Origin of the sequence: Streptomyces sp. NPDC048696 (assembly GCF_043198895.1) — a bacterium.
Taxonomy (GTDB): domain Bacteria; phylum Actinomycetota; class Actinomycetes; order Streptomycetales; family Streptomycetaceae; genus Streptomyces.
Map to the genome: position 1 here is coordinate 1 of NZ_JBICVJ010000031.1, position 24,303 is coordinate 24,303.

Below are 24,303 nucleotides of genomic sequence, written 5' to 3' on the forward strand. Positions count from 1 at the left end.
GGCTGTGTGGTGAACGGTCCGGGTGAGGCCCGTGAGGCCGATCTCGGTGTGGCCTCGGGTAATGGCAAGGGGCAGATCTTCGTGAAGGGCGAGGTGATCAAGACCGTCCCGGAGTCGAAGATCGTGGAGACGCTGATCGAAGAGGCGATGAAGATCGCCGAGCAGATGGAGAAGGACGGCGTGATGTCCGGCGAGCCGTCGGTGTCCGTCGCAGGCTGAGTCCGTCGCAGACCGTGCCCCTCACGGGGCCGTGCCCTTCGCAGACCGTGCCGTTCGCAGACCGTGCCCTTCGCGGGCCGAGTCCGTCCGGTGGCCGACGTGTTCGTCCGCGAGAGCCCCGCTGCCGTACGCCCAGAGCCCCGCTCCGCGCCCTTGCGCCGAGCGGGGCTTTCGGCTGAGAGCGACGATCCACTGGGGCGCCAGGTACAGTGCGGAGATCAGCAGACCGTATGGTGAGGCCCCACGTGTTGACGCAGACCACCACCCGGGTCCTCGAACCCGGTGACCTCGGCGCGGCGCTCGCCGTTCTGGAGAGCGAGCCGGTCGCCAACGCCTTCGTGGCCTCCCGTGTGCAGGTCGCCGGGCTCGACCCGTGGCGCCTGGGCGGCGAGATGTGGGGCTGGTACGCGGACGGCCACCTGCGTTCGCTGTGCTATTCCGGCGCAAACCTCGTGCCGATCTGCGCCACCCCCGAGGCCGTGCGCGCCTTCGCCGACCGGGCCCGCCGCACCGGCCGCCGCTGCTCCTCCATCGTCGGCCCCGCCGAGGCGACCGCCCTGCTGTGGAAGCTTCTGGAGCCGCAGTGGGGCCCGGCCCGCGACGTCCGCTCCCATCAGCCGCTGATGGTCACCGAGCGGATGCCCGACGACATAGTCCCCGACCCGTACGTGCGCCGGATCCGCAAGGACGAGATGGACGTGATCATGCCGGCGTGCGTGGCCATGTTCACCGAGGAGGTCGGCGTCTCCCCGATGGCGGGCGACGGCGGGCTGCTCTACCAGGCGCGAGTGGCCGAACTCGTCGGCTCCGGGCGGTCGTTCGCCCGTATCGAGAACGGCAAAGTGGTCTTCAAGGCCGAGATCGGCGCGGCCACCCCGAGCGCCTGCCAGATCCAGGGCGTCTGGGTCGCCCCCGAGTTCCGCGGCCGGGGCCTGTCGGTCACCGGCATGGCCGCCGTGCTCCGCTACGCGCTCGCCGACGTCTCGCCGGTGGTCAGCCTCTATGTGAACGACTTCAACACGGCGGCGCGCGCCTGCTACCGCCGGGTCGGCTTCCGTGAGACGGGGGCTTTCATGAGCGTGCTGTTCTGACAGTAGGGTGCGGCCATGGCAGCTTCCTTCGGGTCCGCCCCGCAGACCCCCGAGGTGGTCGTCGGACCGCTCGACCTCGCCGCCCGCGTCGACGAGGCGCTGGCCGTGCAGGCGGTCGCGTTCGGGCTCAGCGCGGAGGAGGTCGGCGTGCGCCGCCACATCGTGCTGCGCCACCTCGCCAGCCCCGGCGCCCGCGCCCTGGGCGCGACCATGCCGGACGGCCGGCTCGTCGGCTTCGTCTACGGGATGCCCAACAGCCGTACGCACTGGTGGTCCACGGTCGTGGAACCGTATCTGCGCGGCACCGGTACCGACTGGTGGCTGGACGACTCGTTCGTGATCACCGAACTCCACGTCCACCCCGCCCACCAGGGCCGGGGCGTGGGCCGTGAGCTGATCACCAGGATCACGGACAGCGCGGCGCAGCCGAGGTCCATCCTCTCCGCGATCGACACGGAGAGCCCGGCGCGCGGGCTGTACCGGGCGCTGGGGTACACGGATCTGGCGGGGCAGGTCCACTTTCCCAGTGCGCCTCGGCCGTATGCCGTGATGGGCGCGACTTTGCCGTTGCTCCGCGGCTGAGTGGCTCCGGCCGGGGGTCCGGGGGTTGTCCCACGCACGGGCGGCCGTCGCGAAACCGATTACCGCGCGCGCGTGGCGCACGGATAACCTCCTGACACCACCCTTGTACGTACAGGAGAGATCCCCATGGCAGCCGCCCAGGTCCAGCGCATGTCCCGTCTGATGGTCAAGACACTGCGCGACGACCCGGCGGACGCCGAGACGCTCAGCCACAAGCTGCTCGTGCGCGCCGGATACGTGCGCCGCAACGCGGCCGGCATCTGGACCTGGCTGCCGCTCGGCAAGAAGGTCCTGGACAACATCTCGAACGTCGTGCGCGAGGAGATGGACGCGATCGGCGCCCAGGAGGTGCTGCTCCCCGCGCTGCTGCCCAAGGAGGCGTACGAGGCGAGCGGCCGCTGGGAGGAGTACGGCGACCTGCTGTTCCGGCTCAAGGACCGCAAGGGCGCCGACTACCTCCTCGGGCCCACCCACGAGGAGATCTTCACCCAGACCGTCAAGGACCAGTGCACGTCCTACAAGGACCTGCCGGTGATGCTCTACCAGATCCAGACGAAGTACCGCGACGAGGCGCGCCCCCGCTCCGGTGTGCTGCGCGGCCGCGAGTTCCAGATGAAGGACTCGTACTCCTTCGACACGACGGACGAGGGCCTGGCCGAGTCGTACGCGCTGCACCGCGCCGCCTACCAGAAGATCTTCGCCCGCCTCGGCCTCGACTACCGCATCGTGTCGGCGGTCTCGGGCGCGATGGGCGGCTCGGCGTCGGAGGAGTTCCTGGCCCCGGCCGCGGCCGGCGAGGACACCTTCGTGGACTGCCCCGCGTGCGAGTACGCGGCGAACACGGAGGCGGTGACGTTCGTGGCCACGGCGGCGGACGCGTCCGGCGTCGGGCCGGTGGAGGAGCTGGACACGCCGGACACGCCCACGATCGAGTCGCTGGCGGCCCACCTGGGCGTGCCGGCCTCCGCCACCCTGAAGAACCTCCTGGTCAAGGTGGACGGCGAGATCGTGGCGGTCGGGGTGCCCGGGGACCGCGAGGTGGACCTGGGCAAGCTCGGCGAGCACCTGGCGCCGGCCGTGGTGGAGCTGGTGACGGCCGAGGACTTCGCGGACCGGCCCGACCTCGTACGGGGTTACGTCGGCCCGCAGGGCCTGGAGAAGGTCCGCTACATCGCCGACCCCCGCGTCGCGCCGGGCACGGCGTGGGTGACGGGCGCCAACAAGGCGGACACGCACGCCCGCAGCGTCGTCTGCGGCCGTGACTTCGAGGTCGACGACTACCTCGACGTCGTCGTGGTCGAGGAGGGCGACCCGTGCCCCGCGTGCGGCGCGGGCCTGCGGCTCGACCGGGCGATCGAGATCGGCCACATCTTCCAGCTGGGGCGCAAGTACGCGGACACCTTCCAGCTCGACGTCCTCGGCCAGCAGGGCAAGCCGGTGCGGGTGACGATGGGCTCGTACGGCATCGGCATCTCGCGTGCCGTGGCCGCGCTGGCCGAGCAGACGGCGGACGAGCACGGGCTGTGCTGGCCGGCGGAGATCGCGCCGGCGGACGTCCACGTGGTGGCCGCGGGCAAGGCGCTGCAGACCGAGGTGGCGCTGGAGGCGGCGTCCGCGCTGTCCGAGGCGGGTCTGCGGGTGCTGGTCGACGACCGGGCCGGGGTGTCGCCCGGGGTGAAGTTCACGGACGCGGAGCTGCTGGGCGTCCCGAAGATCCTGGTCGTCGGGCGGCGCGCCGCGGAGGGCGTGGTCGAGCTGAAGGACCGGCGGACGGGCGAGCGGGAAGAGCTGCCGCTGCAGGAGGCGGTGTCGCGCCTGCGCGGTTGATTCCCCACCCCGCCCGTTCCCCTAAACCCTCCGGGGGCGGGTGGGGGTGGAGGTGGTTTTCCCGGGGGCTGCGCCCCCGGACCCCTGGCGGGGGCTGCGCCCCCTGCACCCCGCTACGGGGCTGTGCCCCTGCGGGTGGGTGGGTAGCGGGGCTGCGCCCCTGCCCCCGCTACGTTCGTCTGCGGACCGGTGGGGGCTGGTCGCGCAGTTCCCCGCGCCCCTACAGGAGGGCCCGAAGGGCCCATCCAAGGGGCGCGGGGAACTGCGCGAGCAACCCAGCACGGTCTGCAGACGAACGATGGGGGCTGGGGCGGAGCCCCAGGTGTTTGTGTGGGAGTCGGGCCGCTACAGCCAGCCCGCGAACTCCAGTAGCAGCTCCGCGTCCTGGGCGCGCCCCGCCGCTCGCGCCCGCAAGCCCGACTCCACCGCTCGGAACAGGGTCCAGCCGTGCAGACGGTCGCGGTCGACATCCAGCGCGTCGGCCAGTTTGTTGACGCGGCGGCGGGCCACCGACGGGCCGCTCGGGGCCGCGATCAGGTCCTCGACGCGGTCGCGGACCAGGCGGGCCAGGTCGTAGGCCCGTTCCCCGACCACCGGCTCCGGACCCACCGTCAGCCACGGCGCCCGCTCGCCCGAAAGCACCTTGCTCTGGCGGAAGTTGCCGTGCAGGAGCAGGGATTCGGCGGGCGACGACGTCAAGTTGTCGCGGGCCGCCAGAGCCGCCTCCACCAGTGGCGCCAACTCCGGCTCCACCCCCGCCCGCATCGGCACCGCCTGACGTTCCGTCCGCTGCGCGACCGTCTCGAAGGCGTGCTCCACGGGCGGCTCCACCCACAGTCGCCGTACCGTCCCCGACGCCTCAAGCAGCGCCTTCGCCTCGGGCAGCGAGCGCAGCGACACCTCGGGGTGCAGGCGCTCAAGCAGGAGCGATTCCTCGGTCGAAGGAGCGTCCGCGTCGAGCAGTTGCGCCGCGCCCCAGCCCTTCCAGTGCCGCAGCGCCGCCCGCTCCAACTCCGGACGCGCGGCCGGGGGCGCCAGTTTCAGGGCGGCCGGGGTGCCGTCCTCGCACCGTACGAGAAGGACGAGACCGCTGCGGCCGCCGGGCGCCTGCACCCGCTCCACCGTGAGTCCGCGTCGCGCCGCCGTCGCGTCGGCGAGCTCGGGCAGTTGCCCGAGCCAGCGCGCCGCGACGTCGTTCCCGTACGTCTCGCCGAGCGCGCGTACCAGCCGCTCAGGCGGTTCGAAAGCCATGCGTGCGTTGTCCCTTGATCGGCTACCCGGGCGGGCCCGTACGTTCGGCGAGCCCCGGAAAGGCTACGCTGCCGCCTCGCCACCGCCCCGCGCGCACCGCCGCCTCCCGCAGCGCGGCCGCCGCGTCCCGGCGCAGCGGCCCGCCCGCCGCCCGTACGAGGTCGGAGTAGACGCCCGCCACCCGGTCCTCAAGCTCGGCCGCGAGCCGCACCGCGGCCGCCGCGTCCGGCACCGGGAAGGGCAGCGCGTACGCGGGCGCCGCCGCCACGGGAGTGGCGCCCAGGTCGCGCACGGTCCGGGTGAGCGCGTCGCGCCGGGCGCGGTGGGCCGCGTACGCGTCCCGGGCCTCGGCCGAGCGCGCCTCGGCGACCCGGCCGCCCAGCACTCCGTACCCGTACACCGCCGCGTGCTCGGCGGCGAGCGCGGCCTGCGCCGCCTCCAGGGCCGTCATCGCGCGCCGCCTTCCCGCTGCTGGGTCAGGAGGTAGGCGTGGACCGCGCCCGCCGCGGCGACCGACGCGAGCAGCCGCGCGAGCTCCGGCGGCGCGTCGGCGAGCGCCGCCGTGTGCGCGTCGGAGGTCTGCCGGGCCGCCGTCGCCAGCTCTCGCAGCGCCTCCTCCGGATCGTCCGGGACGGCGGGACGCGGTGCGGGCGCGGCCGTCGTGCGCGGGCCCGACAACGCCTCCACGTGCCGCGTCGCCTCCGCGTGCAGCGGTGCCAGCAGGGGGCGTACCACCGGATGGCGTACCGCCACCGCCTCGTATCGGTCGCGCAGCGCGGCGCTCGCCGTCGAGGTGGTCAGCCGCAGCGCGGCCTCCGCCCGGGCCGCCGCCGCGCGCTCCCGTGCGGCCGGGCCGTCGGAGGGGTCCGAGGAGCAGGCGGCGAGGAGTCCGGCCGCCGCCGCGCCCGTCGCCGCCAGCGCGGTCCTGCGTGTGGTGCCCGCTCCCCGGGTCCCGGTCGCCGTGCGCGGCACTGTGTACTCCCTGCGGGCCGGGGGCCTGGCGGCCGCCTGATGATCACCGCAGGCGAGCGTACCCGCGCCCCGGTCCCCGTGGACGGCAACACCCCCCGGGACCGGATACCCTTTGACCTGACAGCGCGGGCGTATGCCGTACGCGACGTTCCCACAACAGCACACGCGGCCGAGGAGTCACCCGGATGAGCACGACCCAGAGCGAGAGGCTGCGCGGACTGCTGGAACCGCTCGTCAGCGCGAAGGACCTCGATCTTGAGGAGATCGAGTTGTCCCGGGCCGGCCGCCGCCGCATGCTGCGGATCGTCGTCGACTCCGACGAAGGCGTGGAGCTGGACACCTGTGCCGAGCTGAGCCGTGCCGTCTCCGACGCGCTCGACGAGAGCGACGTCATGGGTGACGAGGAGTACGTCCTCGAAGTCACTTCCCCCGGCGCCGAGCGCCCCCTCTCCGAGCTTCGCCACTACGTGCGCGCCACCGGGCGCCTCGCCCGGCTGACGCTGACCGAGGGCGGCGACCTGGTCGCGCGCATCCTCGGCGCCGACGAGGAGGGCCTCGACCTCGAAGTGCCCGGTGTGAAGGGCCGCAAGGCCACCACCCGCCGCCTCGCGTTCTCCGAGATCGCCAAGGCGCGGGTCGAAATCGAGTTCAACCGCAAGGACAAGAAGGAAGAGGAGGCGTAGCCATGGACATCGACATGAGTGCCCTGCGGGGTTTGGTACGGGAGAAGGAGATCTCCTTCGACCTGCTGGTCGAGGCCATCGAGTCGGCCCTCCTCATCGCCTACCACCGCACCGAGGGAAGCTTCCGCCGCGCGCGCGTGCAGCTCGACCGCGAGAACGGTCATGTGACCGTGTGGGCGAAGGAAGACCCGGCCGACCTGGAAGAGGGCCAGGAGGCCAAGGAGTTCGACGACACCCCGACCGGTTTCGGCCGGATCGCCGCCACCACCGCCAAGCAGGTCATCCTGCAGCGGCTGCGCGACGCCGAGGACGACATCACCTTCGGTGAGTTCGCCGGGCGCGAGGGCGACGTGATCACCGGTGTGGTCCAGCAGGGCAAGGACCCCAAGAACGTGCTGGTCGACATCGGCAAGATGGAGGCCATGCTGCCGGTGCAGGAGCAGGTGCCCGGCGAGGAGTACACCCACGGACTGCGTCTTCGTACGTACGTCGTTCGGGTGGCGAAGGGTGTGCGCGGTCCGTCCGTGACGCTGTCGCGCACCCACCCCAATCTGGTGAAGAAGCTCTTCGCTCTGGAGGTCCCGGAGATCGCGGACGGTTCGGTGGAGATCGCCGCCATCGCCCGTGAGGCCGGTCACCGTACGAAGATCGCGGTGCGCTCGACCCGCAGTGGCCTGAACGCGAAGGGCGCCTGCATCGGCCCGATGGGCGGCCGGGTGCGCAACGTGATGGCCGAGCTGCACGGCGAGAAGATCGACATCGTCGACTGGTCGGACGACCCGGCCGAGATGGTGGCGAACGCGCTGTCCCCGGCGCGGGTCTCCCGGGTCGAGGTCGTGGACCTCGCGGCCCGTTCCGCGCGGGTGACCGTGCCGGACTACCAGCTCTCGCTGGCCATCGGCAAGGAGGGCCAGAACGCCCGCCTCGCCGCGCGGCTCACCGGCTGGCGCATCGACATCCGGCCGGACACGGAGCAGCCCGCCGACCAGGACTGAACAGACGGCGACGACGGGGTCCGGGAATAGCGCCGGGCCCCTCTGCTGTTGCCGTCATGGCGATCTTTTAGGACAACAGCCGTTCGATTTTTGCCCCAAAGGGGTGAGGTCGGTGCGGGGAGGTAGACTTAAACGTGTCTGGCCGGACGCATGCCCGCGCATGCCCTGAGCGAACCTGTGTGGGATGCCGGGAGCGAGCGGCCAAGTGCGATCTGCTGCGCATCGTGGCGGTCGAGGGCGTTTGCGTCCCCGATCCTCGCGGTACGCTGCCCGGCCGGGGTGCGTACGTACACCCCGCCTCGGTCTGTCTCGACCTGGCGGTTCGCCGCCGGGCCTTCTCCCGGGCCTTCAAGGCCAAGGAGCTGCTCGACAGCGAGGCCGTGCGTCAGCACGTCGAGCAGGCAGCACCGGTCGACAGCGCAACACCGTAAGAAGAAGTACGGCACGGAACACCGTGCGGTCAGGTACCTCGCGAGTTGGAAGTAGGTCGAGATTGCGATGAGCACTCGATGAGTACGCGATGAGTACGCCCATGAAGTAGCGACGGTCCGGCGGTAACCCGGACCTAAAAGGAGCGAAGTGGCTAAGGTCCGGGTATACGAACTCGCCAAGGAGTTCGGGGTTGAGAGCAAGGTCGTCATGGCCAAGCTCCAAGAACTCGGTGAATTCGTCCGTTCGGCGTCCTCGACGATCGAGGCGCCGGTTGTACGCAAGCTGACCGACGCTTTGCAGGGGCCCGGTGGCAACGCCGGCAAGTCCGCTGCCAAGCCCGGCGCGCCCCGCAAGGCGACGCCTGCCAAGCCCGCCGCGCCCTCCCCGGCGCAGGCGGCACGTCCCGCTGCCCCCAAGCCCGGCGCCCCGGCCCCCAAGCCGGCCGCCGCCGAGGCCCCCAAGAGCAGCACCCCCTCCACGGCGCCGGCCCCCGGCCCGCGCCCTGGTCCCAAGCCCGCGCCGGCCAAGCCCGCCCCGGCGGCGCCGGTTCCGGCCGCCGAGTTCTCGGCTCCGGCCGCTCAGGCCCCCGCGCCGCAGCAGCAGGCCCCGCGTCCCGCGGGTGCCACTCCCGGCCCGCGTCCGGCCGCCCGTCCCGCCGCCTCCGGTGGCCAGGGCGAGCGCCGCGACGAGCGTCAGGGCGGCGAGCGTCAGGGTGCCCGTCCGGGCGCCCCGCGTCCGCAGGGTCAGGGCGCCCCGCGACCGGGCGGTGCCCGTCCGGCCGGTCCCCGTCCCGGCAACAACCCCTTCACCTCCGGCGGCTCCACCGGCATGGCGCGCCCGCAGGCGCCCCGTCCCGGCGGCGGCGCGCCGCGTCCCGGCGGCGCCGGTGCCCCCGGTGGTGCCCCGCGTCCGCAGGGCGGCCCCGGCGGCGCCCCGCGTCCCCAGGGCGGCGCTCCGCGCCCGACCCCCGGCGGCATGCCCCGTCCGCAGGGCGGCGCCCCGCGTCCGGGCGGTGCCCCCGGCGGTAACCGTCCGAACCCCGGCATGATGCCGCAGCGTCCCGCCGCGGGCCCGCGTCCCGGCGGTGGCCCCGGCGGCCGCGGTCCCGGTGGCCCCGGTGGCCGTCCGGGCGGCGCCGGTCGCCCGGCGGGCGGCGGCTTCGCCGGCCGTCCGGCCGGTCCCGGCGGCGGCGGTCGTCCCGGTGGCGGCGGCGGCTTCGGCGGTCGTCCCGGCGGTGGCGGCGGCGCTCCCGGTGGTGGCGGCGGCTTCGGCGGCGGTCGTCCCGGCTTCGGTGGTCGTCCCGGCGGCCCCGGTGGCCGTGGTGGCACGCAGGGTGCCTTCGGCCGTCCCGGCGGGCCCGCCCGTCGTGGTCGCAAGTCGAAGCGTCAGAGGCGCCAGGAGTACGAGGCCATGCAGGCCCCGTCGGTCGGCGGCGTGATGCTGCCCCGCGGCAACGGCGAGACCGTTCGCCTGTCGCGCGGTGCGTCCCTCACCGACTTCGCGGAGAAGATCAACGCCAACCCGGCGTCGCTCGTCGCCGTGATGATGAACCTCGGCGAGATGGTCACTGCCACGCAGTCCGTCTCCGACGAGACCCTCCAGCTCCTCGCCGGCGAGATGAACTACACGGTTCAGATCGTCAGCCCGGAGGAGGAGGACCGCGAGCTCCTTGAGGGCTTCGACATCGAGTTCGGCGAGGACGAGGGTGGCGAGGAGTTCCTCGTCGCGCGTCCGCCGGTCGTGACCGTCATGGGTCACGTCGACCACGGTAAGACCCGACTGCTCGACGCCATCCGCAAGACGAACGTCGTCGCGGGCGAGGCCGGCGGCATCACGCAGCACATCGGTGCGTACCAGGTCGGTACCGAGGTCAACGGCGAAGACCGCAAGATCACCTTCATCGACACCCCGGGTCACGAGGCGTTCACCGCCATGCGTGCCCGTGGTGCGAAGTCGACCGACATCGCGATCCTCGTGGTCGCGGCCAACGACGGCGTCATGCCGCAGACGATCGAGGCGCTCAACCACGCCAAGGCCGCCGGCGTCCCGATCGTCGTCGCGGTCAACAAGATCGACGTCGAGGGCGCGGACCCGGTCAAGGTGCGCGGTCAGCTGACCGAGTTCGGTCTGGTGGCCGAGGAGTACGGCGGCGACACGATGTTCGTCGACATCTCCGCCAAGCAGGGTCTGCACATCGACTCGCTGCTTGAGGCCGTCGTCCTCACCGCCGACGCCTCGCTCGACCTGCGGGCCAACCCGGAGCAGGACGCTCAGGGTATTGCGATCGAGTCCCACCTCGACCGCGGCCGCGGTGCCGTCGCGACCGTCCTCGTCCAGCGCGGAACGCTGCGCGTGGGCGACACGATGGTCGTGGGCGACGCCTACGGCCGAGTCCGCGCGATGCTCGACGACAAGGGCAACAACGTCGAGGAAGCGGGTCCGTCGACCCCCGTCCTGGTCCTGGGTCTCACCAACGTCCCCGGCGCCGGCGACAACTTCCTGGTCGTCGACGAGGACCGTACGGCCCGTCAGATCGCCGAGAAGCGGGCGGCGCGCGAGCGCAACGCCAACTTCGCCAAGCGCACCCGCCGGGTGTCCCTCGAGGACCTCGACTCGGTGCTCAAGGCCGGTCTGGTCCAGGAACTCAACCTCATCATCAAGGGCGACGCGTCCGGTGCGGTCGAGGCTCTCGAGTCCTCGCTGCTCCAGCTCGACGTCGGTGAAGAGGTCGACATCCGGGTCCTGCACCGCGGTGTGGGTGCGGTCACCGAGTCCGACATCGACCTGGCGATGGGCTCCGACGCCATCGTCATCGGCTACAACGTCCGTGCGGCCGGCCGTGCCGCGCAGATGGCGGAGCGCGAGGGCGTCGACGTCCGGTACTACTCGGTGATCTACCAGGCCATCGAGGAGATCGAGGCGGCCCTCAAGGGCATGCTCAAGCCGGAGTACGAGGAGGTCGAGCTCGGCACCGCGGAGATCCGCGAGGTCTTCCGCTCGTCCAAGCTCGGCAACATCGCGGGTGTTCTCATCCGCTCCGGCGAGGTCAAGCGGAACACGAAGGCCCGCCTCATCCGCGACGGCAAGGTCATCGCGGAGAGCCTCAACATCGAGGGTCTGCGCCGCTTCAAGGACGACGTCACCGAGATCCGCGAAGGCTTCGAGGGCGGTATCAACCTCGGAAACTTCAACGACATCAAGATCGACGACGTCATCGCGACGTACGAGATGCGCGAGAAGCCGCGAGGCTGATCGTCACCTTCGGTCGGGGCCGGTCGGCGGAGATTATTTCCGTCGATCGGCCCCGGCCGTTGCGTGTACGGTTCTGGTGTCCCCGCCAAGTGGTCGGCGGGGTCACCTACCCCGGACCGGCGGGATATCCGGACACCTATGTATGTGGGGACGCTGTCCTTCGATCTGCTCCTCGGCGACGTACGGTCGCTGAAGGAAAAACGCTCCGTCGTCCGGCCGATCGTCGCCGAGCTCCAGCGCAAGTTCGCGGTGAGCGTGGCGGAGGTCGGTGACCAGGACCTCCATCGCAGGGCCGAGATCAGCCTGGCGGTGGTCTCCGGTGACACGGGGCACCTCACGGACGTACTCGACCGGTGCGAGCGCATGGTCGCCGCCCGGCCCGAGGTGGAGCTGCTGTCGGTGCGCAGAAGGCTCCACAGTGACGAAGACTGAATTCTGAATTTGAGCAAGGCAAAGAAGGAGAAGGACCAGTGGCCGACAACGCGCGGGCGAAGAAGCTGGCGGACCTCATCCGGGAAGTGGTCGCCCAGAAGCTGCAGCGCGGCATCAAGGACCCGCGCCTCGGTACGCATGTGACCATCACGGACACCCGGGTCACCGGCGACCTGCGGGAGGCCACGGTCTTCTACACGGTCTACGGCGACGACGAGGACCGGGCCAGCGCGGCCGCGGGCCTGGAGAGCGCCAAGGGCATCCTGCGCTCCGCGGTCGGGGCGGCGGCGGGCACCAAGTTCACGCCGACCCTGACGTTCGTGGCGGACGCGCTGCCGGAGAACGCCAAGACGATCGAGGACCTGCTCGACAAGGCGCGGGCCTCGGACGCCGCGGTGCGCGAGGTCTCCTCGGGCGCCAAGTACGCCGGCGACGCCGACCCGTACAAGAAGCCCGGTGACGAGGACGACGAGGGTACCGCCGCCGAATGAGCCAGAACCGGACGCCGGACGGACTTGTCATTGTGGACAAGCCGTCCGGCTTCACTTCGCACGACGTCGTGGCCAAGATGCGCGGGATCGCCAAGACCCGCCGGGTCGGCCACGCCGGAACGCTGGACCCGATGGCGACGGGCGTGCTCGTCCTGGGCGTCGAGCGGGCCACCAAACTGCTCGGGCACCTCGCCCTGACCGAGAAGGAGTACCTCGGTACGATCCGGCTCGGCCAGGACACCGTCACCGACGACGCCGAGGGCGAGATCACCTCGTCCACGGACGCCTCCAAGGTGACCCGCGAGGGCATCGACGCCGGTGTCGCCGCGCTGACCGGCGCCATCATGCAGGTGCCGTCGAAGGTCTCCGCGATCAAGATCGACGGCAAGCGCTCCTACGCGCGCGTGCGCGGCGGCGAGGACTTCGAGATCCCGGCCCGGCCGGTCACGGTGTCCTCCTTCCGGGTGTACGACGTGCGCGAGGCCGTGGCCGAGGACGGCACGCCCGTCGTCGACCTGGTGGTCTCCGTCGTCTGCTCGTCGGGCACCTACATCCGCGCCCTCGCCCGTGACCTGGGCGCCGGGCTCGGCGTCGGCGGCCATCTGACGGCGCTGCGGCGCACCCGGGTCGGTCCGTACGGCCTGGACGCCGCGAAGACGCTCGACCAGCTCCAGGAGGAGCTGACCGTGATGCCGGTCGCCGAGGCGGCCGACGCGGCGTTCGCCCGCTGGGACGTGGACGAGCGGCGCGCCGGGCTGCTGCTCAACGGCGTACGCCTGGACATGCCCGAGGTGTACGAGAGCGGCAAGCCGGTCGCCGTGTTCGGCCCCGACAGCCGGCTGCTCGCGCTGGTGGAGAGCCAGCGGGGCAAGGCGAAGAGCCTGGCGGTCTTCGGCTAGGCGGTGCGCTGAGATTCAGTGGGGGGCCGGGACTCGTCCCGGCCCCTTAAACGTGTGGCGGGCTCTTTACGAGCCCGCCACGCCGCTTTTCACCCGTGCGAGCGGGCGCTCGGAGTCGAGAACGGGTGCACTCGGGGGCGCAGTCGTCTCGCGTTCTTCTCGGGCGGATCATCCCAGAACTACCGTTTCGGACATGGGACGCGGGGACGGCGACGGGGGCCGGGAGACGCTGGTGCGGATCTGTGATCTGGCGGGACGCACCCGGGGGACCGGCTTCGCGGCCGACGACCGGGGCACCGTCATCACCAGCCACGAGGCCGTGGACGGGCTCGCCAGGGTGGTGCTGCACGCCCCCGGCGAGCGCACCTGCCTCGCCGAGGCCGACGCCGTCACCCCGCTGCCGGAGGCCGGTCTCGCCCTGGTGCGGACCGAGGGCCTTCAGGTGCGGCCGCTGCCGGTCGCCGCGCGCGAACACGTCGGCGCGGGTACGTACGTACGGATCGCCGCGCACGGCTGGCGCGAGGCGCGGGTGCTGGGCGAGGCGCCCGTGACGTACACGGCCACCGACCGCTTCCATCTCCTCGGCGCGGCCCTTGAGCTCGCGATCGGCACCGAGGGCGCCGACGCGCTGCGCCTGGGCGGTGAGGCGGCCGGCGGGCCGGTTCTGGACGCGGCGACCGGGGCGGTCCTCGGGGTGCTCGGCACCGCGCTGCACGCGGCGCACCGGGCGGCCGGGTTCGCGGTGCCGCTGCGCCGCGACGGGGGCCCGCTCGAAGAGCTGCTGCGGCGCAACGCCGCGACCGTACCGGCGTACGGCGAAGACCTGAACCTGGCGGGCGCGCTCCAGCTCACCGCCACCTCGGTGGGCTCGGTCGGCGGCCCCAGCAGCTGGCAGGACCCGGTCGAACGGCGGCTCACGGTACGGCAGTTCGGCGACTTCGCGGCCGGGGACGCCTTCGTCCTCGGTCTGGTCGGCGATCCTGGCACCGGCCGCACCACCGAGCTCACGGCGCTGGCCGCCCGGCGCGCCCAAGGCGCCGAGCCCGCCCCGACGCTGTGGCTGCGCGGCGCCGATCTGCGCGCGGGCGACGCCTCGCTCGCCGACGCCGTGGCGCGGGCGCTGGCCCAGGCGGGCCGGATCGTCGCGGCCGCGGGCGCGCCCGGCGAGATGACCTGCGCCACCCCGGACCGGGTGGCCCGGCTCGCGCGGGACGCCGGGCGCCCCCTGCTCGTCCTGCTCGACGGGCCCGAGGAGATGCCGCCCGTGCTCGCGCACCGGCTGACCGAGTGGACGGCCGGTACGGCGGCGTGGCTGCGGGCGGCGGGGGCGCGGCTGGTGGTGGCGTGCCGGCCCGAGCACTGGGAGCAGGCCGGGGCGCTGTATCCGCCCGACGCGCTGCATCCGGCCGAGGCGCCCCGGCTGCCCGCCGCCGTGCTGATCGGCGATCTGTCCCGCAAGGAGGCCGCGCGCGCCCGCGAGCGGTACGGCATCCCCGACGGCGCGCTCGCCGAGCGGGCGAGCCGCCATCCGCTGACGCTGCGGCTCTTCGCCGAGGTGCGCGAGGCGCTGCCGGGGGAGGTGGCGGGCCGGCCCGGGCGCGAGGACGTCTTCGCCGCGCATCTGGACCTGATGTGCCTGCGGATCGCGGTACGGGTCGCGGCCGCCCGGCGGCCCCCGCCGCGCGGCACGGCGGTGCGCCGACTCGCCGCGCGCGTGGCGGGCCGGGTGCACGAGGCGGCCCGGCGCTGTCTGGGCCCCGGTCAGGGTGAGCTCGACCGCGAGAACTTCGAGGAGATCTTCCCCTGGCGCACCGGCTGGGCGTCGGCGGTGCTCACCGAGGGCCTGCTCGTCCCGGCGGGCGAGGGCTACCGCTTCGCACACGAGGAGCTGGCCGACTGGATGCAGGCCGCCCACCTGGACCTGGACGGGGCCCTGCACACGCTGGTGCACCGCTGGTGCGACGAGGTGGCCGACGCCACCGGACCGCACGCCCCGGGCCGGCTGCCGTCCCGCCGGGGCAGCGCCCCGGCCGCCCCGGGCCGCGAACTGGCCTACGTGCCGCCCCCACCGGGAGCCCGTACGGCGCCCGCGCCCGGCGACGACGCGCCCCCGGAGGACCACGTGGAGCCGCTGCCCGTGCCCCGGCACCGCATCGGGCCCGTACTGCAGGCGCTGCTCCTGCTCGACCGGGAGCACGGTCCCGCCCGGCTCGCGCCCCGCCTTGAGCGGCTGGTGGACGCGCTCGACCGGCTTCCGGCCGACAAGGACGGGGGCCGGGCGGACGACGCGCGCTGGTGGGCCGTGCGGCTGCTCGGGCAGACGCTCCTGAAGGTGCCGGAGCCACGGGCGTACCTCTCGGTGCTGCGGCTGCTCGCGGACCGGATCAGCGAGCGGTCGGTGCGCGAGGGCGGGCCCCGGCGCCTCGGCGGGCTCGGCGAGTTCGGGCCCTGGTTCTGGCAGCGGGTGCGGGTCGGCGACGACCGGCGCATCGAGCTGCTGCGCCGCCTGGTGCCCGCCGACGGGGCGCCGGGCGAGGCGCCCGAGTGGGAGCGCTACCTGGACGCGGTGGACCGGCGGCTCGCGGCCGAGCCCCGGGCCGTACAGCCGCTGCTGTGCCGGTGGTTCACCGACGAGCGGCCGCTGCCCGCGCCGCCCGGCTCCGACCTGTGCCCCACCGTCGCGGGCGCGGCCCAGGCCCTGCTGTACGCGCGCCGGTCGCTGGCCGTCGACGATCTCACCGAGGCGCTGGTCGCCACCGCGCATATCCGCGCCGACGAACTGCTCGCCGCGCTCGCGGAGGACGAGCCGTCCGCGCTCTGCCGGGCCGTGGACCGCTGGGCGCACGACGACCGTCCCGAGCGGCGGGTGGCGGCCGCCGCCTACGGGCCGCGCGTCGCGCCGTACGTCACCACCGGCGCCGACCGCGATCTGCTGCGCTACGCGGCCCTCGCCCTGCTGGCCCGGTCCGCCGACACGCCGCTGCACGGCGCGGCGCTCGGCCTGCTGGTGCGCGATCCGCGCAGCCGCTCCCGCTATCTCGACAAGACGCTCGCCCGGTACGGGGGCGGCGACCCGCGGCTGCCCAGCTCCGCGCTGGTCGCCGCGCTCACCACCCACCCCGAGCCGGTGCTCGCCGCCTTCCGGGCGCGGCTGTTCCAGCCGGGGGAGGGCGCGGCCGAGGTGCTGCGGGCGCTCGCCGAGATCAACACGCCCGCGCTCGCGCGCCGCGCGGCCGCGCTGGTACGCGAGTACGCGGCGCGCCGCCCCGAGGGCGCGGCCTGCACCGCCGCGTTCGTGGAACGCCGTCTGGAGTACGGACCGGCGGCGCGGGCCGTGCTGTTCCCGTTGGTCACCTCCGTGCTGCGGGATTGTCAACCGCAGGTGCGCCGGGCGCTCGCGCCGGTGCTCGCGGCCCCCGGCAGCCGCACCTCGCGCCCGCTGCGGGCCGAGCTCCTGGACGTACTCCTGGCGTTCGAGCGGTACGAGTCGCGGGACGGGGGCGTGCTGGACGCGCTGCTGCGGGCCGCCGCGCTGGGGGCCGGGCAGCGCCCCGAGGCGCGCACCCGCGACCTGGTCCACCGCACCGGGCTGCTGCTCGTGCGCACCCCGGAGGGGGCCGCCTGTTTCGACCGGCAGATCGTCGAGCTGTCCAGGGAAGTACCGGAATTCGCCGTTCAGGTAGCGGGGTGGCTGGTCCAGGCGCCGCACGAGTGGGCGGCGGTGATCGGGCCGAGCACCCGCCGCACGGTCGAGACACTTGCTGTGCCCATGCCGATGCGGGCCGCGCACGCCGGGCATGGCAGTCTTAGACCTGCGTGAGACGTTCTCTCATGCGCACACGGGTTCGGATTTCGGGCGAGTTTCGGGCGAGGAGCGGTCACAGTGCAGCGCTGGCGTGGCTTGGAGGACATTCCCCAGGACTGGGGACGCAGCGTCGTCACCATCGGCTCCTACGACGGGGTGCACCGCGGGCATCAGCTGATCATCGGGCGGGCCGTGGCACGCGCCCGCGAGCTCGGCATCCCGTCGGTCGTGGTGACCTTCGACCCGCACCCCAGCGAGGTCGTACGCCCCGGCAGCCACCCGCCGCTGCTCGCCCCGCACCACCGGCGCGCCGAGCTGATGGCGGAGCTGGGCGTGGACGCGCTGCTCGTCCTCCCCTTCACCAGCGAGTTCTCGAAGCTGCCGCCCGCCGAGTTCGTCGTCAAGGTGCTCGTCGACAAGCTCCACGCGCGCGTGGTCGTCGAGGGCCCCAACTTCCGCTTCGGCCACAAGGCCGCGGGCAATGTGGAGTTCCTGGCCGAGCTGGGCGAGACGTACGACTACGAGGTGGACGTCATCGACCTCTTCGTCAGCGGCGAGGCGGGCGGCGGTCTGCCGTTCTCCTCGACGCTGACCCGGCGCCTTGTCGCCGAGGGCGATGTGGCGGGCGCCGCCGAGATCCTGGGCCGCCCGCACCGCGTCGAGGGCGTCGTCGTACGCGGCGCCCAGCGCGGCCGCGAGCTCGGCTACCCGACGGCGAACGTCGAGACCCTGCCGCACACCGCGATCCCGGCGGACGGCGTGTACGCGGGCTGGCTCACCGCGGACGGCGAGCGGATGCCGGCGGCGATCTCGGTCGGCACGAACCCGCAGTTCGACGGCACCGAGCGGACGGTCGAGGCGTACGCGATCGACCGCGTCGGGCTCGATCTGTACGGGCTGCACGTGGCGGTGGACTTCCTCGCGTATGTGCGGGGGCAGGAGAAGTTCGAGTCGATCGAGGCGCTGCTGGAAGCGATCGCGCGCGATGTGAAGCGGTCGAGCGAGCTCATCGAGGCCGTGGAGGGCTAGGGCCTGTCCGGTGGATCTTGCCTGGGACGTGGGGGTGTGGCACGCCCATCTGCCGCGTTGTCGTCGGTTGCCGACGCTCCGCGTCGCCGCCCTCCTCCGCCTTGCAGCATTGGGGTCTCCCCTGCTCGAACGAGGTTGAGAGCTTGGGGAAGCACCACACCCCCACTCACCAGCACCGAAACGGCGGCCCGGACCGAAGGCGGCCAGATCCACCGGACAGGCCCTAGCCGCCCGGCGCCGAAAGCGGAGGCCGGGGCGCGTAAGGAACGCGCTGCGATCCGGTCAAACGCTGGTCAATGATCGACCAGAAACCGCTCAAGACCTGGCATCCATTACCTGATGGATGAGGGTTTTGGGCGGTTTTTGTTGTCTGGGCGGCGCCGCCCGCCGCATAGGTTGAGACGCGATTTCCAGCAAAGCGGAGGGAGGAAGCGCATGGCCGAACAGGCCGTGTCCCGCATCCTCGGCATAGTCGGCGTCGACGCCGCGAAGAGCGCGCAGCCGGGCGTACCGCCGTACCACACGCCGGTGTTCGTGCCGGCCCATCCGCGCTATCCGGCCGACGGCTCGGCCCCGCGTATCGACTTCGAGCTGCTGCGCCCGCCCGCCGGACCGCCGGTCCCGGTGGCGTTCAGCACCCTGCCGAAGCTGGTCGACGCGCTCGGCCCGATGCAGCCGTGGATCGCCGTCTCGATCGGCCCGTTCGCGGAGGCCATGCGCGATGCCCGGCTGCCGAAGCTGCGCCTCGACCCGCAGGTCGCTCCAGGCGGCCCCAGATGGCGGTCGGAGGACCTGGAGCGTATGTACGGAGAGGACGAGGCGGGGGCATGAGCGCGGATGTGAAGGTCATCCTGGCGGATCTCGACGCGATGGCGTCGACGTTCCACAAGGAGGCCGGTGTCTACCGGGGGATGCACCAGAACGTGAAGCCCGCGGTGGCTGGTTCGGGTGACGCCGGGTGCGATGCGGCGATCAAGGCGATGGCCGACCTCATAGCGGGCCTGCACGACAAGCTGTCGGACCGGCTGGACGACAACAGCGACAAGGTCAAGTACGCGCACGACTCGATGCAGCGCAATGACATCGACGTACACGGTCTCTTCGAAGACCTGGTGTGAGGGGCACGCGGTGACCGAGAGCTGGGTGGGCGGGGACATCGGCGGCATCCGCGCGATGGGCGACGCCTACAAGAACGCCAAGCACGACCTCGAATCGATCGTGAAGCCGCTGGGTGAGGTTGTCGACAAGCTGGCCAAGGACGCGGCCTGGCAGGGCGACGCGGCCGAGTCGTTCCGCGCCAAGTGGACCACGGACGCGCTGACGGCGGGCGGGTTCGCGGAACTCGTCCACGCGACCGGTGAGATCCTGACGACGCTGGCCGACCATCTCTCCGCCGCGGAGAGCGCGTTGCAGAACGCCGAGGACGTCGCCGTGAAGGCGGGCGTCCCGATGCAGGCCAAGGGCGTCCCGGGCCAGCTGGTGACCGGCGAGCCGAAGAGCGACAAGGAGCAGAAGGCGGCCGACGCGCTCCGCGACTACGGGACCGTGCGCGACGAGATCCTGCACACGGCCCAGCAGGCGCGCCTGGACGCGGCCGACGCGCTGCAGAAGCTGTATGCGGAGGACACCGCGGAGGTGTCGCCCGGTGACAAGATCACCATCGCCGACTATCTGCGCGGGCTGTACGCGTACGACTCGGAGCGCACGCGGGTCAAGGGCAAGGATGCTGCCAAGGCCCTCGATGCCGCCAAGAAGGAGGCGGAGGACGCGAAGAGCGACCTTCGGACCGAGCGCAAGGACTGGCAGAAGCAGGGCAAGACGCTGCCGAAGGACTCCCCGGCCAGGCTCGCCTACAAGGACGCGCTGACCAAGCTGGACGGCCTGGAGACCGACATCGCCCGCGCGGAACAGGGTAGTTCGGCCCTTCCCTACGACCACGCGCTCAACGTGAAGGTCGCGGACGCGGCGGACGCGCTGAAGCTCGGCAAGGGCCTGGAGAAGCTGCCGGACTTCCTCAAGGAGATCCCGGTGGTGGACGTCGCGGCGGCGAGCGTCTGCGGAATCCTGGAGGCGAAGGGCGACCACGACAAGGGCTGGTCGTGGACGCACTCGGTGGTCGTGGACGGCGGGGCCAACCTGGGCGGGCTGGCGGTGGGCGCGGGCCTCACGACGCTCGGGGTCGCGGCGGCGGCCACTTGCGAGGTCACCGTGCCGGTGGCCGTGGTCGCAGGAGTCGGGGGCTTTCTCGTGATCGGCGCGACCGACCTGCTGGACGAGGGGTTCCACGAGCACTGGGGCGAGGACATCCACGACCACGGGGTCATCGGCGGAATCTGGCACGGCAGCGGCAATGTCCTGTCGCACACCGGCAAGGACGTGGTGCGACTCGCTGATGACGCGGGGAACCTCGGGAAGAAGGCGTGGAATGGGTTCAAGGGTCTCTTCTGAGCCGACCGCTGTGGTCAAGCTGCCCATCGTGGGCACGAGTTGGTACCGGCGCGGGGTGGGCTACTGGCTGCGGAGGGTCGTATGGAGCGGCACCGCGCTGTTGACGATGGTCCTGATGTTCGGGCTCCTGCTCGGCGCGTTCGGCAGTACCGTCGACGGCCTGTCCGGCGTCTGGCCGCTGGTCCTGTGGATCGCGATGTGTGCGGCGTGCGTCGGAGCGGCCATCTGGGGCTGGATCTACGCACGCCGCCAGATGCGTGCGAAGCACGCCGAGCCGTCTTCGCCCGAGGAGGCCTGGAAGCGCCACAAGGAGAGCGGGCAGCAGGTGGGCAGCGCGCTCAGCAGCCCCTGGCGGGCCATGGTGCTCCTCGCACCCTTCATGGCACCGCTGTTCGCCTGGATGATCGGGCTGCTGTGCGCGAGTGTGTTCATACGCGAACTGCCTGCGGAGGCCCGCGCGCGCCGGGCGATGGCCTCGCGCACCTAGGGGCGCGGGGCTGTGTCGATTTTGCGGCTCCGCCGCGTGGGCACGACCAGCCACGCACGGTCCGCAGCCGAAGTAACGCCCGAAGGGCCGTACCGTCACGACGACGGTACGGCCCTTCGAAGCTGTGCCAACGGCTACTGCTGAGGCGGCTGCTGCCAGCCCTGGGGCGGCTGCTGGCCGCCGTACGGCTGGGGCGGTTGCGGCTGCTGGGGCGCGTACGGCTGCGGCTGCGGCTGCGGCTGGCCCGGGAACGGCTGGCCCGGGGCGTACTGGCCCGGCGGCATCTGCTGGCCCGGCATCGGCGGAGCCATGTGCGGCGGAGGGTTGATCCCGTCCCCCGTCCACAGCCCTTGCTGCTGCTGTGCCCGTACGAAGTCCTCGGCCACCAGCGCCGACAGATGGAAGTACGCCTCGCGCGTCTTCGGCCGCATCATGTCGAGGTCGACCTCCGCGCCCGCCGCCAGGTGCTCGTCGAACGGGACCACGACGACCCCGCGGCAGCGCGTCTGGAAGTGCTGGACGATGTCGTCCACCTTGATCATCTTGCCGGTCTCGCGGACCCCCGAGATGACCGTGAGGGAGCGCTGGACCAGGTCCGCGTACCCGTGTGCGGAGAGCCAGTCCAGCGTCGTGGACGCGCTCGACGCGCCGTCCACCGACGGGGTCGAGATGATGATCAACTGGTCGGCCAGGTCGAGGACTCCGCGCATCGCGGAGTACAGCAGACCCGTACCCGAGTCGGTGAGGATGATCGGGTACTGCTTGCCCAGGACGTCTATGGCCCGCCGGTAGTCCTCGTCGTTGAAGGTCGTGGACACGGCCGGGTCGACGTCGTTGGCGATGATCTCCAGACCCGACGGCGCCTGCGAGGTGAACCGGCGGATGTCCATGTACGAGTTGAGGTACGGGATCGCCTGGACCAGGTCGCGGATGGTGGCGCCGGTCTCGCGACGCACGCGGCGGCCGAGTGTACCGGCGTCCGGGTTGGCGTCGATCGCCAGGATCTTGTCCTGCCGCTCGGTGGCCAGCGTCGCGCCGAGCGCGGTCGTGGTCGTCGTCTTGCCGACGCCGCCCTTGAGGGAGATGACCGCGATGCGGTAGCAGGAGAGGACCGGGGTACGGATGAGGTTGAGCTTCTGCTGCCGCTCGGCCTCCTCCTTCTTGCCGCCGAACTTGAAGCGCGAATTACCGCCCGGGTTGCGGCTGCTCTTCGCCTTCTGCTTGTTGTTGCGCAGCAGCCGGTCGGAGGAGAGCTCCACGGCGGCCGTGTACCCCAGCGGCGCGCCCGGCACGGAACGCTCCCGCTGGTCGTGCGCCACGGGGGAGGGCCACCCGACCCCGGACCGCGGGTCCACGGGCCCGGCCGGCGGCTGCGCCTGCGGCAGCGGCTGGGGCAGGGCCTGGGGGTGTGGCTGGGCCTGCGGCTGCTGCTGGTGCGACGGCTGCTGTGCGACGGCCGGAGGCTGCGCCTGCTGGTGCGGTACGGGGAGGTGGGGCGCGGCGGGAACACCCTGCGGCGGTACCGCGTAGACGTCCTGGGGCGGGACGGGGGTGCCCTGCGCCGGAGTCGGGGTGCGCTGCGGGAATCCGTAACCGCCTTGTGGGGCAGGGGAGTTGGGGTCGCCCGCCGGGTTCGGCGCCGGGGCCGGGGCCTGGAAGTTGGCGGTGGCCGGGTCGCCGGGGGTGCCCGGCTGCGGGAAGCCGTAGCCGCCCTGCGGGGAGGGGGCGGGCGGGGTCGGGATGCCCGGAGCCGGAGGCTGGGGGAATCCGTAACCGCCTTGCGGGGCAGGGGAGTTGGCGTTGGTGTCACCGGGGGTGCCCGGCTGCGGGAAGCCGTAGCCACCCTGGGGCGCAGTCGTCGGCGCCCCAGGCTGCGCCAGGGGGAAGCCGTCCTGCGTACCGGTCGGCGGTACGGGCTGCGGCGCGGCCGCGTGGCCCGTCGGCGCCGGGAGGTTCGGGGTGCCCGGGGGCGGGGGCTGGTTGCCCTGCGGCAGCGGCCATGTGGGCTGCCCCGCCTGCGGCAGGGGCTGCGCGGCGGGCGCCGGGACGGGCCACTGCGGCGCCGCAGTGGGCGCGGCGGGCTGGAACGCGGGCGGCAGCGGCGGAAGGCCGGGCTGCACAGTGCCCTGCGGGGCCTGCGCGGGCTGCTGGGCGGGTGCGGCGGCCCACGGCTGCTCGGCGGGCGCGACCGGGGCGGCCCCGGCGAGCGGAGCCGGAGCGTCCTGCGGTACGGCATCGGCCGGAACGTCCCTGGGCGCCGCGTCCGCGCTCGGCCGGGCCGCGACGGCGTCCACGGGCTCGGCGGTCGGTTCGGCGTCCGCCGGAACGGCGTCGTGAGGAAGGGAGTTGACCGGCGCGGCGTCGGCCGGGACGGAGTCGTCGGGTGAGGCGTCCGCCGGAACGGAGTCGTTCGGAACGGAATCCGCCGGTGCGGCGTCGCTCGGCTCAGCGGGCTCGGACACGACGGGCTGGGCCGCGTCGGCTTCGGCCGAGGCGGCCTCGTCCGAGGCGGCGGGCGCCTCGACCGCCTCCGCGTCCACCGCAGCCACGGGCTCGGCGTCGGCGGCCGCGTCCTCGGCGTCCGGCGTACGGTCGGAGTGCTCCGGACCGTGGCCGTCGCCCTCCCCGTCGCCCGCCTCATCCCGTACGACGGCGACAGCCTCACCGGCGTCCGGCACAGAAGCAGTAGCGGTCGCGGCAGAGGCGGACGCGTCGGCCTCCGCAGCGGCGGAGCCGGAGCCGGACTCGGCATCGGCCGTCGACTCCGTCGCCGCCAGCCGCTCCGCGAGCTCCCGCTTCAGCGCACCCGGCGAGAACCGCATCGTCGCGCCGCTCTCGATCTCCCCACCCCCGAAGGGCTGAGGCCCGCCCCCCTGAGCGCCATCCACCGGAGCCGTAGCCGGAGCCGCAGCCGGGACCCCAGTCGCGGCCGGGGCCGGGGGCGGCACCACGCCCTGGTCCGGGAACGCCGTCGAGCCCGACGCCTGAACCGGGACCGACCCCTCGCCCGGCACCGGGGTCGGCGCCACGGCCTGGTCCGGGAACGGAGCGGTGCCCGGCACCGGGGTCGCGCCCGCGGGCGGCGGCGTGGTCGACCAGTTCGGCTGGAAGCCGCCACTGGAGGGCAGCCCGGGCACGCTCACCGGCGCACCGGCGGGCGGCGGCGGAGGCGGCGTCGCCGAGTCCGCGCTCGGCGTGGCGTTCTGCGTGTACCAGGCCGGCGGGGTGTAGTCGATGGTGAACTCACCCGTGGGCTCGGGATCGGCGTCGGACCGATTCTCGTCGCGCGCGTTCCCGCCGGTGCGGAACTGGTCCTGATCGCTGTTCACCGGATTCCTTTCGTTCGCAGGCCGTCTCAGCCTAATCGCCGTCGCCACCGCATCGGCAGGCCCGGCCACCCCTCACCGA

General features: G+C 73.0%; 21 protein-coding genes. 17 read left to right on the forward strand and 4 right to left on the reverse strand.

Annotated elements, in window-relative coordinates; genetic code table 11:
- From ACGFRG_RS35380 to ACGFRG_RS35395, 4 genes are all read left to right on the forward strand, one after another.
- On the forward strand, positions 1 to 219 hold a 219-nt coding region (locus ACGFRG_RS35380), incomplete at its 5' end, for a flavodoxin-dependent (E)-4-hydroxy-3-methylbut-2-enyl-diphosphate synthase (protein ID WP_393270698.1).
- 248 nt (positions 220 to 467) lie between these two features.
- On the forward strand, positions 468 to 1,310 hold the full coding sequence (locus ACGFRG_RS35385) for a GNAT family N-acetyltransferase (protein WP_361425437.1): 843 nt from the start codon (positions 468 to 470) through the stop codon (positions 1,308 to 1,310).
- Positions 1,311 to 1,325: 15 nt separating this feature from the next.
- Positions 1,326 to 1,892, forward strand: a complete 567-nt coding sequence (locus ACGFRG_RS35390) for a GNAT family N-acetyltransferase (RefSeq protein ID WP_361424999.1) — start codon at positions 1,326 to 1,328, stop codon at positions 1,890 to 1,892.
- 126 nt (positions 1,893 to 2,018) lie between these two features.
- Complete coding sequence (locus ACGFRG_RS35395; protein WP_393270702.1) at positions 2,019 to 3,719, forward strand: proline--tRNA ligase; 1,701 nt, start codon at positions 2,019 to 2,021, stop codon at positions 3,717 to 3,719.
- Between the two features lie 345 nt (positions 3,720 to 4,064).
- Here ACGFRG_RS35395 and ACGFRG_RS35400 read toward each other — a convergent pair whose 3' ends face one another.
- From ACGFRG_RS35400 to ACGFRG_RS35410, 3 genes are read right to left on the reverse strand one after another with little or no spacing between them, the layout of a single operon-like run.
- Entirely contained in the window at positions 4,065 to 4,970 is a 906-nt protein-coding gene (locus ACGFRG_RS35400) for an aminoglycoside phosphotransferase family protein (protein ID WP_393270705.1), read from the reverse strand.
- Positions 4,971 to 4,992: 22 nt separating this feature from the next.
- Entirely contained in the window at positions 4,993 to 5,421 is a 429-nt protein-coding gene (locus tag ACGFRG_RS35405; protein ID WP_361433996.1) for a ferritin-like domain-containing protein, read from the reverse strand.
- A complete protein-coding gene (locus tag ACGFRG_RS35410) occupies positions 5,418 to 5,942 on the reverse strand; it encodes a hypothetical protein (RefSeq protein WP_361433994.1) in 525 nt (174 codons plus the stop codon). Before ACGFRG_RS35410 ends, ACGFRG_RS35405 begins: the two co-directional genes overlap by 4 nt.
- Positions 5,943 to 6,127: 185 nt before the next feature.
- Between ACGFRG_RS35410 and rimP the strand changes: the two genes are divergently transcribed.
- From rimP to ACGFRG_RS35475, 13 genes are all read left to right on the forward strand, one after another.
- Entirely contained in the window at positions 6,128 to 6,625 is a 498-nt protein-coding gene (gene rimP / locus ACGFRG_RS35415; protein WP_361433992.1) for a ribosome maturation factor RimP, read from the forward strand.
- Positions 6,626 to 6,627: 2 nt separating this feature from the next.
- Positions 6,628 to 7,620, forward strand: a complete 993-nt coding sequence (gene nusA, locus ACGFRG_RS35420; RefSeq protein ID WP_361433990.1) for a transcription termination factor NusA — start codon at positions 6,628 to 6,630, stop codon at positions 7,618 to 7,620.
- A 134-nt stretch (positions 7,621 to 7,754) separates the two neighbouring features.
- Complete coding sequence (locus tag ACGFRG_RS35425) at positions 7,755 to 8,051, forward strand: YlxR family protein (RefSeq protein ID WP_361433988.1); 297 nt, start codon at positions 7,755 to 7,757, stop codon at positions 8,049 to 8,051.
- 148 nt (positions 8,052 to 8,199) lie between these two features.
- Complete coding sequence (gene infB, locus ACGFRG_RS35430; RefSeq protein WP_361433986.1) at positions 8,200 to 11,304, forward strand: translation initiation factor IF-2; 3,105 nt, start codon at positions 8,200 to 8,202, stop codon at positions 11,302 to 11,304.
- A 138-nt stretch (positions 11,305 to 11,442) separates the two neighbouring features.
- Complete coding sequence (locus tag ACGFRG_RS35435; RefSeq protein ID WP_393270711.1) at positions 11,443 to 11,736, forward strand: DUF503 domain-containing protein; 294 nt, start codon at positions 11,443 to 11,445, stop codon at positions 11,734 to 11,736.
- A 38-nt stretch (positions 11,737 to 11,774) separates the two neighbouring features.
- Positions 11,775 to 12,227: a 30S ribosome-binding factor RbfA gene (gene rbfA, locus ACGFRG_RS35440; RefSeq protein WP_067164900.1), complete on the forward strand. Its 453-nt coding sequence runs from the start codon at positions 11,775 to 11,777 to the stop codon at positions 12,225 to 12,227.
- The gene (truB, locus tag ACGFRG_RS35445) at positions 12,224 to 13,126 is read left to right on the forward strand and encodes a tRNA pseudouridine(55) synthase TruB (protein ID WP_361433982.1); all 903 of its coding nucleotides are present in this window, start codon (positions 12,224 to 12,226) and stop codon (positions 13,124 to 13,126) included. The genes rbfA and truB overlap by 4 nt, the downstream gene beginning before the upstream one ends.
- Positions 13,127 to 13,319: 193 nt before the next feature.
- Positions 13,320 to 16,946 (forward strand): trypsin-like peptidase domain-containing protein, encoded by a 3,627-nt coding sequence (locus ACGFRG_RS35450; RefSeq protein WP_393270716.1) that lies wholly within the window; start codon positions 13,320 to 13,322, stop codon positions 16,944 to 16,946.
- Positions 16,947 to 17,009: 63 nt separating this feature from the next.
- A complete protein-coding gene (locus tag ACGFRG_RS35455) occupies positions 17,010 to 17,960 on the forward strand; it encodes a bifunctional riboflavin kinase/FAD synthetase (RefSeq protein ID WP_361433978.1) in 951 nt (316 codons plus the stop codon).
- A 435-nt stretch (positions 17,961 to 18,395) separates the two neighbouring features.
- Complete coding sequence (locus ACGFRG_RS35460; protein ID WP_393270719.1) at positions 18,396 to 18,791, forward strand: SAV_915 family protein; 396 nt, start codon at positions 18,396 to 18,398, stop codon at positions 18,789 to 18,791.
- Positions 18,788 to 19,078: a DUF6317 family protein gene (locus ACGFRG_RS35465; protein WP_393270722.1), complete on the forward strand. Its 291-nt coding sequence runs from the start codon at positions 18,788 to 18,790 to the stop codon at positions 19,076 to 19,078. Before ACGFRG_RS35460 ends, ACGFRG_RS35465 begins: the two co-directional genes overlap by 4 nt.
- A gap of 10 nt (positions 19,079 to 19,088) precedes the next feature.
- Entirely contained in the window at positions 19,089 to 20,408 is a 1,320-nt protein-coding gene (locus ACGFRG_RS35470) for a WXG100 family type VII secretion target (protein WP_393270725.1), read from the forward strand.
- On the forward strand, positions 20,386 to 20,895 hold the full coding sequence (locus ACGFRG_RS35475; RefSeq protein ID WP_393270728.1) for a hypothetical protein: 510 nt from the start codon (positions 20,386 to 20,388) through the stop codon (positions 20,893 to 20,895). The genes ACGFRG_RS35470 and ACGFRG_RS35475 overlap by 23 nt, the downstream gene beginning before the upstream one ends.
- A 134-nt stretch (positions 20,896 to 21,029) precedes the next feature.
- On the opposite strand, the gene ACGFRG_RS35480 is transcribed toward ACGFRG_RS35475, so the two are convergent.
- The gene (locus ACGFRG_RS35480; protein ID WP_393270731.1) at positions 21,030 to 24,224 is read right to left on the reverse strand and encodes an SCO5717 family growth-regulating ATPase; all 3,195 of its coding nucleotides are present in this window, start codon (positions 24,222 to 24,224) and stop codon (positions 21,030 to 21,032) included.
- Between the last annotated feature and the right edge of the window lie 79 nt (positions 24,225 to 24,303).

What these genes read in the sequence shown, in the direction of transcription:
- ACGFRG_RS35390 (WP_361424999.1), top strand. Translation starts at nt 1,326, where the DNA reads ATGGCAGCTTCCTTCGGGTCCGCCCCGCAGACCCCCGAGGTGGTCGTC.
- ACGFRG_RS35395 (WP_393270702.1), top strand. Translation starts at nt 2,019, where the DNA reads ATGGCAGCCGCCCAGGTCCAGCGCATGTCCCGTCTGATGGTCAAGACA.
- ACGFRG_RS35400 (WP_393270705.1), bottom strand. Translation starts at nt 4,970, where the DNA reads ATGGCTTTCGAACCGCCTGAGCGGCTGGTACGCGCGCTCGGCGAGACG.
- ACGFRG_RS35405 (WP_361433996.1), bottom strand. Translation starts at nt 5,421, where the DNA reads ATGACGGCCCTGGAGGCGGCGCAGGCCGCGCTCGCCGCCGAGCACGCG.
- rimP (WP_361433992.1), top strand. Translation starts at nt 6,128, where the DNA reads ATGAGCACGACCCAGAGCGAGAGGCTGCGCGGACTGCTGGAACCGCTC.
- nusA (WP_361433990.1), top strand. Translation starts at nt 6,628, where the DNA reads ATGGACATCGACATGAGTGCCCTGCGGGGTTTGGTACGGGAGAAGGAG.
- ACGFRG_RS35435 (WP_393270711.1), top strand. Translation starts at nt 11,443, where the DNA reads ATGTATGTGGGGACGCTGTCCTTCGATCTGCTCCTCGGCGACGTACGG.
- truB (WP_361433982.1), top strand. Translation starts at nt 12,224, where the DNA reads ATGAGCCAGAACCGGACGCCGGACGGACTTGTCATTGTGGACAAGCCG.
- ACGFRG_RS35450 (WP_393270716.1), top strand. Translation starts at nt 13,320, where the DNA reads ATGGGACGCGGGGACGGCGACGGGGGCCGGGAGACGCTGGTGCGGATC.
- ACGFRG_RS35460 (WP_393270719.1), top strand. Translation starts at nt 18,396, where the DNA reads ATGGCCGAACAGGCCGTGTCCCGCATCCTCGGCATAGTCGGCGTCGAC.
- ACGFRG_RS35465 (WP_393270722.1), top strand. Translation starts at nt 18,788, where the DNA reads ATGAGCGCGGATGTGAAGGTCATCCTGGCGGATCTCGACGCGATGGCG.
- ACGFRG_RS35475 (WP_393270728.1), top strand. Translation starts at nt 20,386, where the DNA reads ATGGGTTCAAGGGTCTCTTCTGAGCCGACCGCTGTGGTCAAGCTGCCC.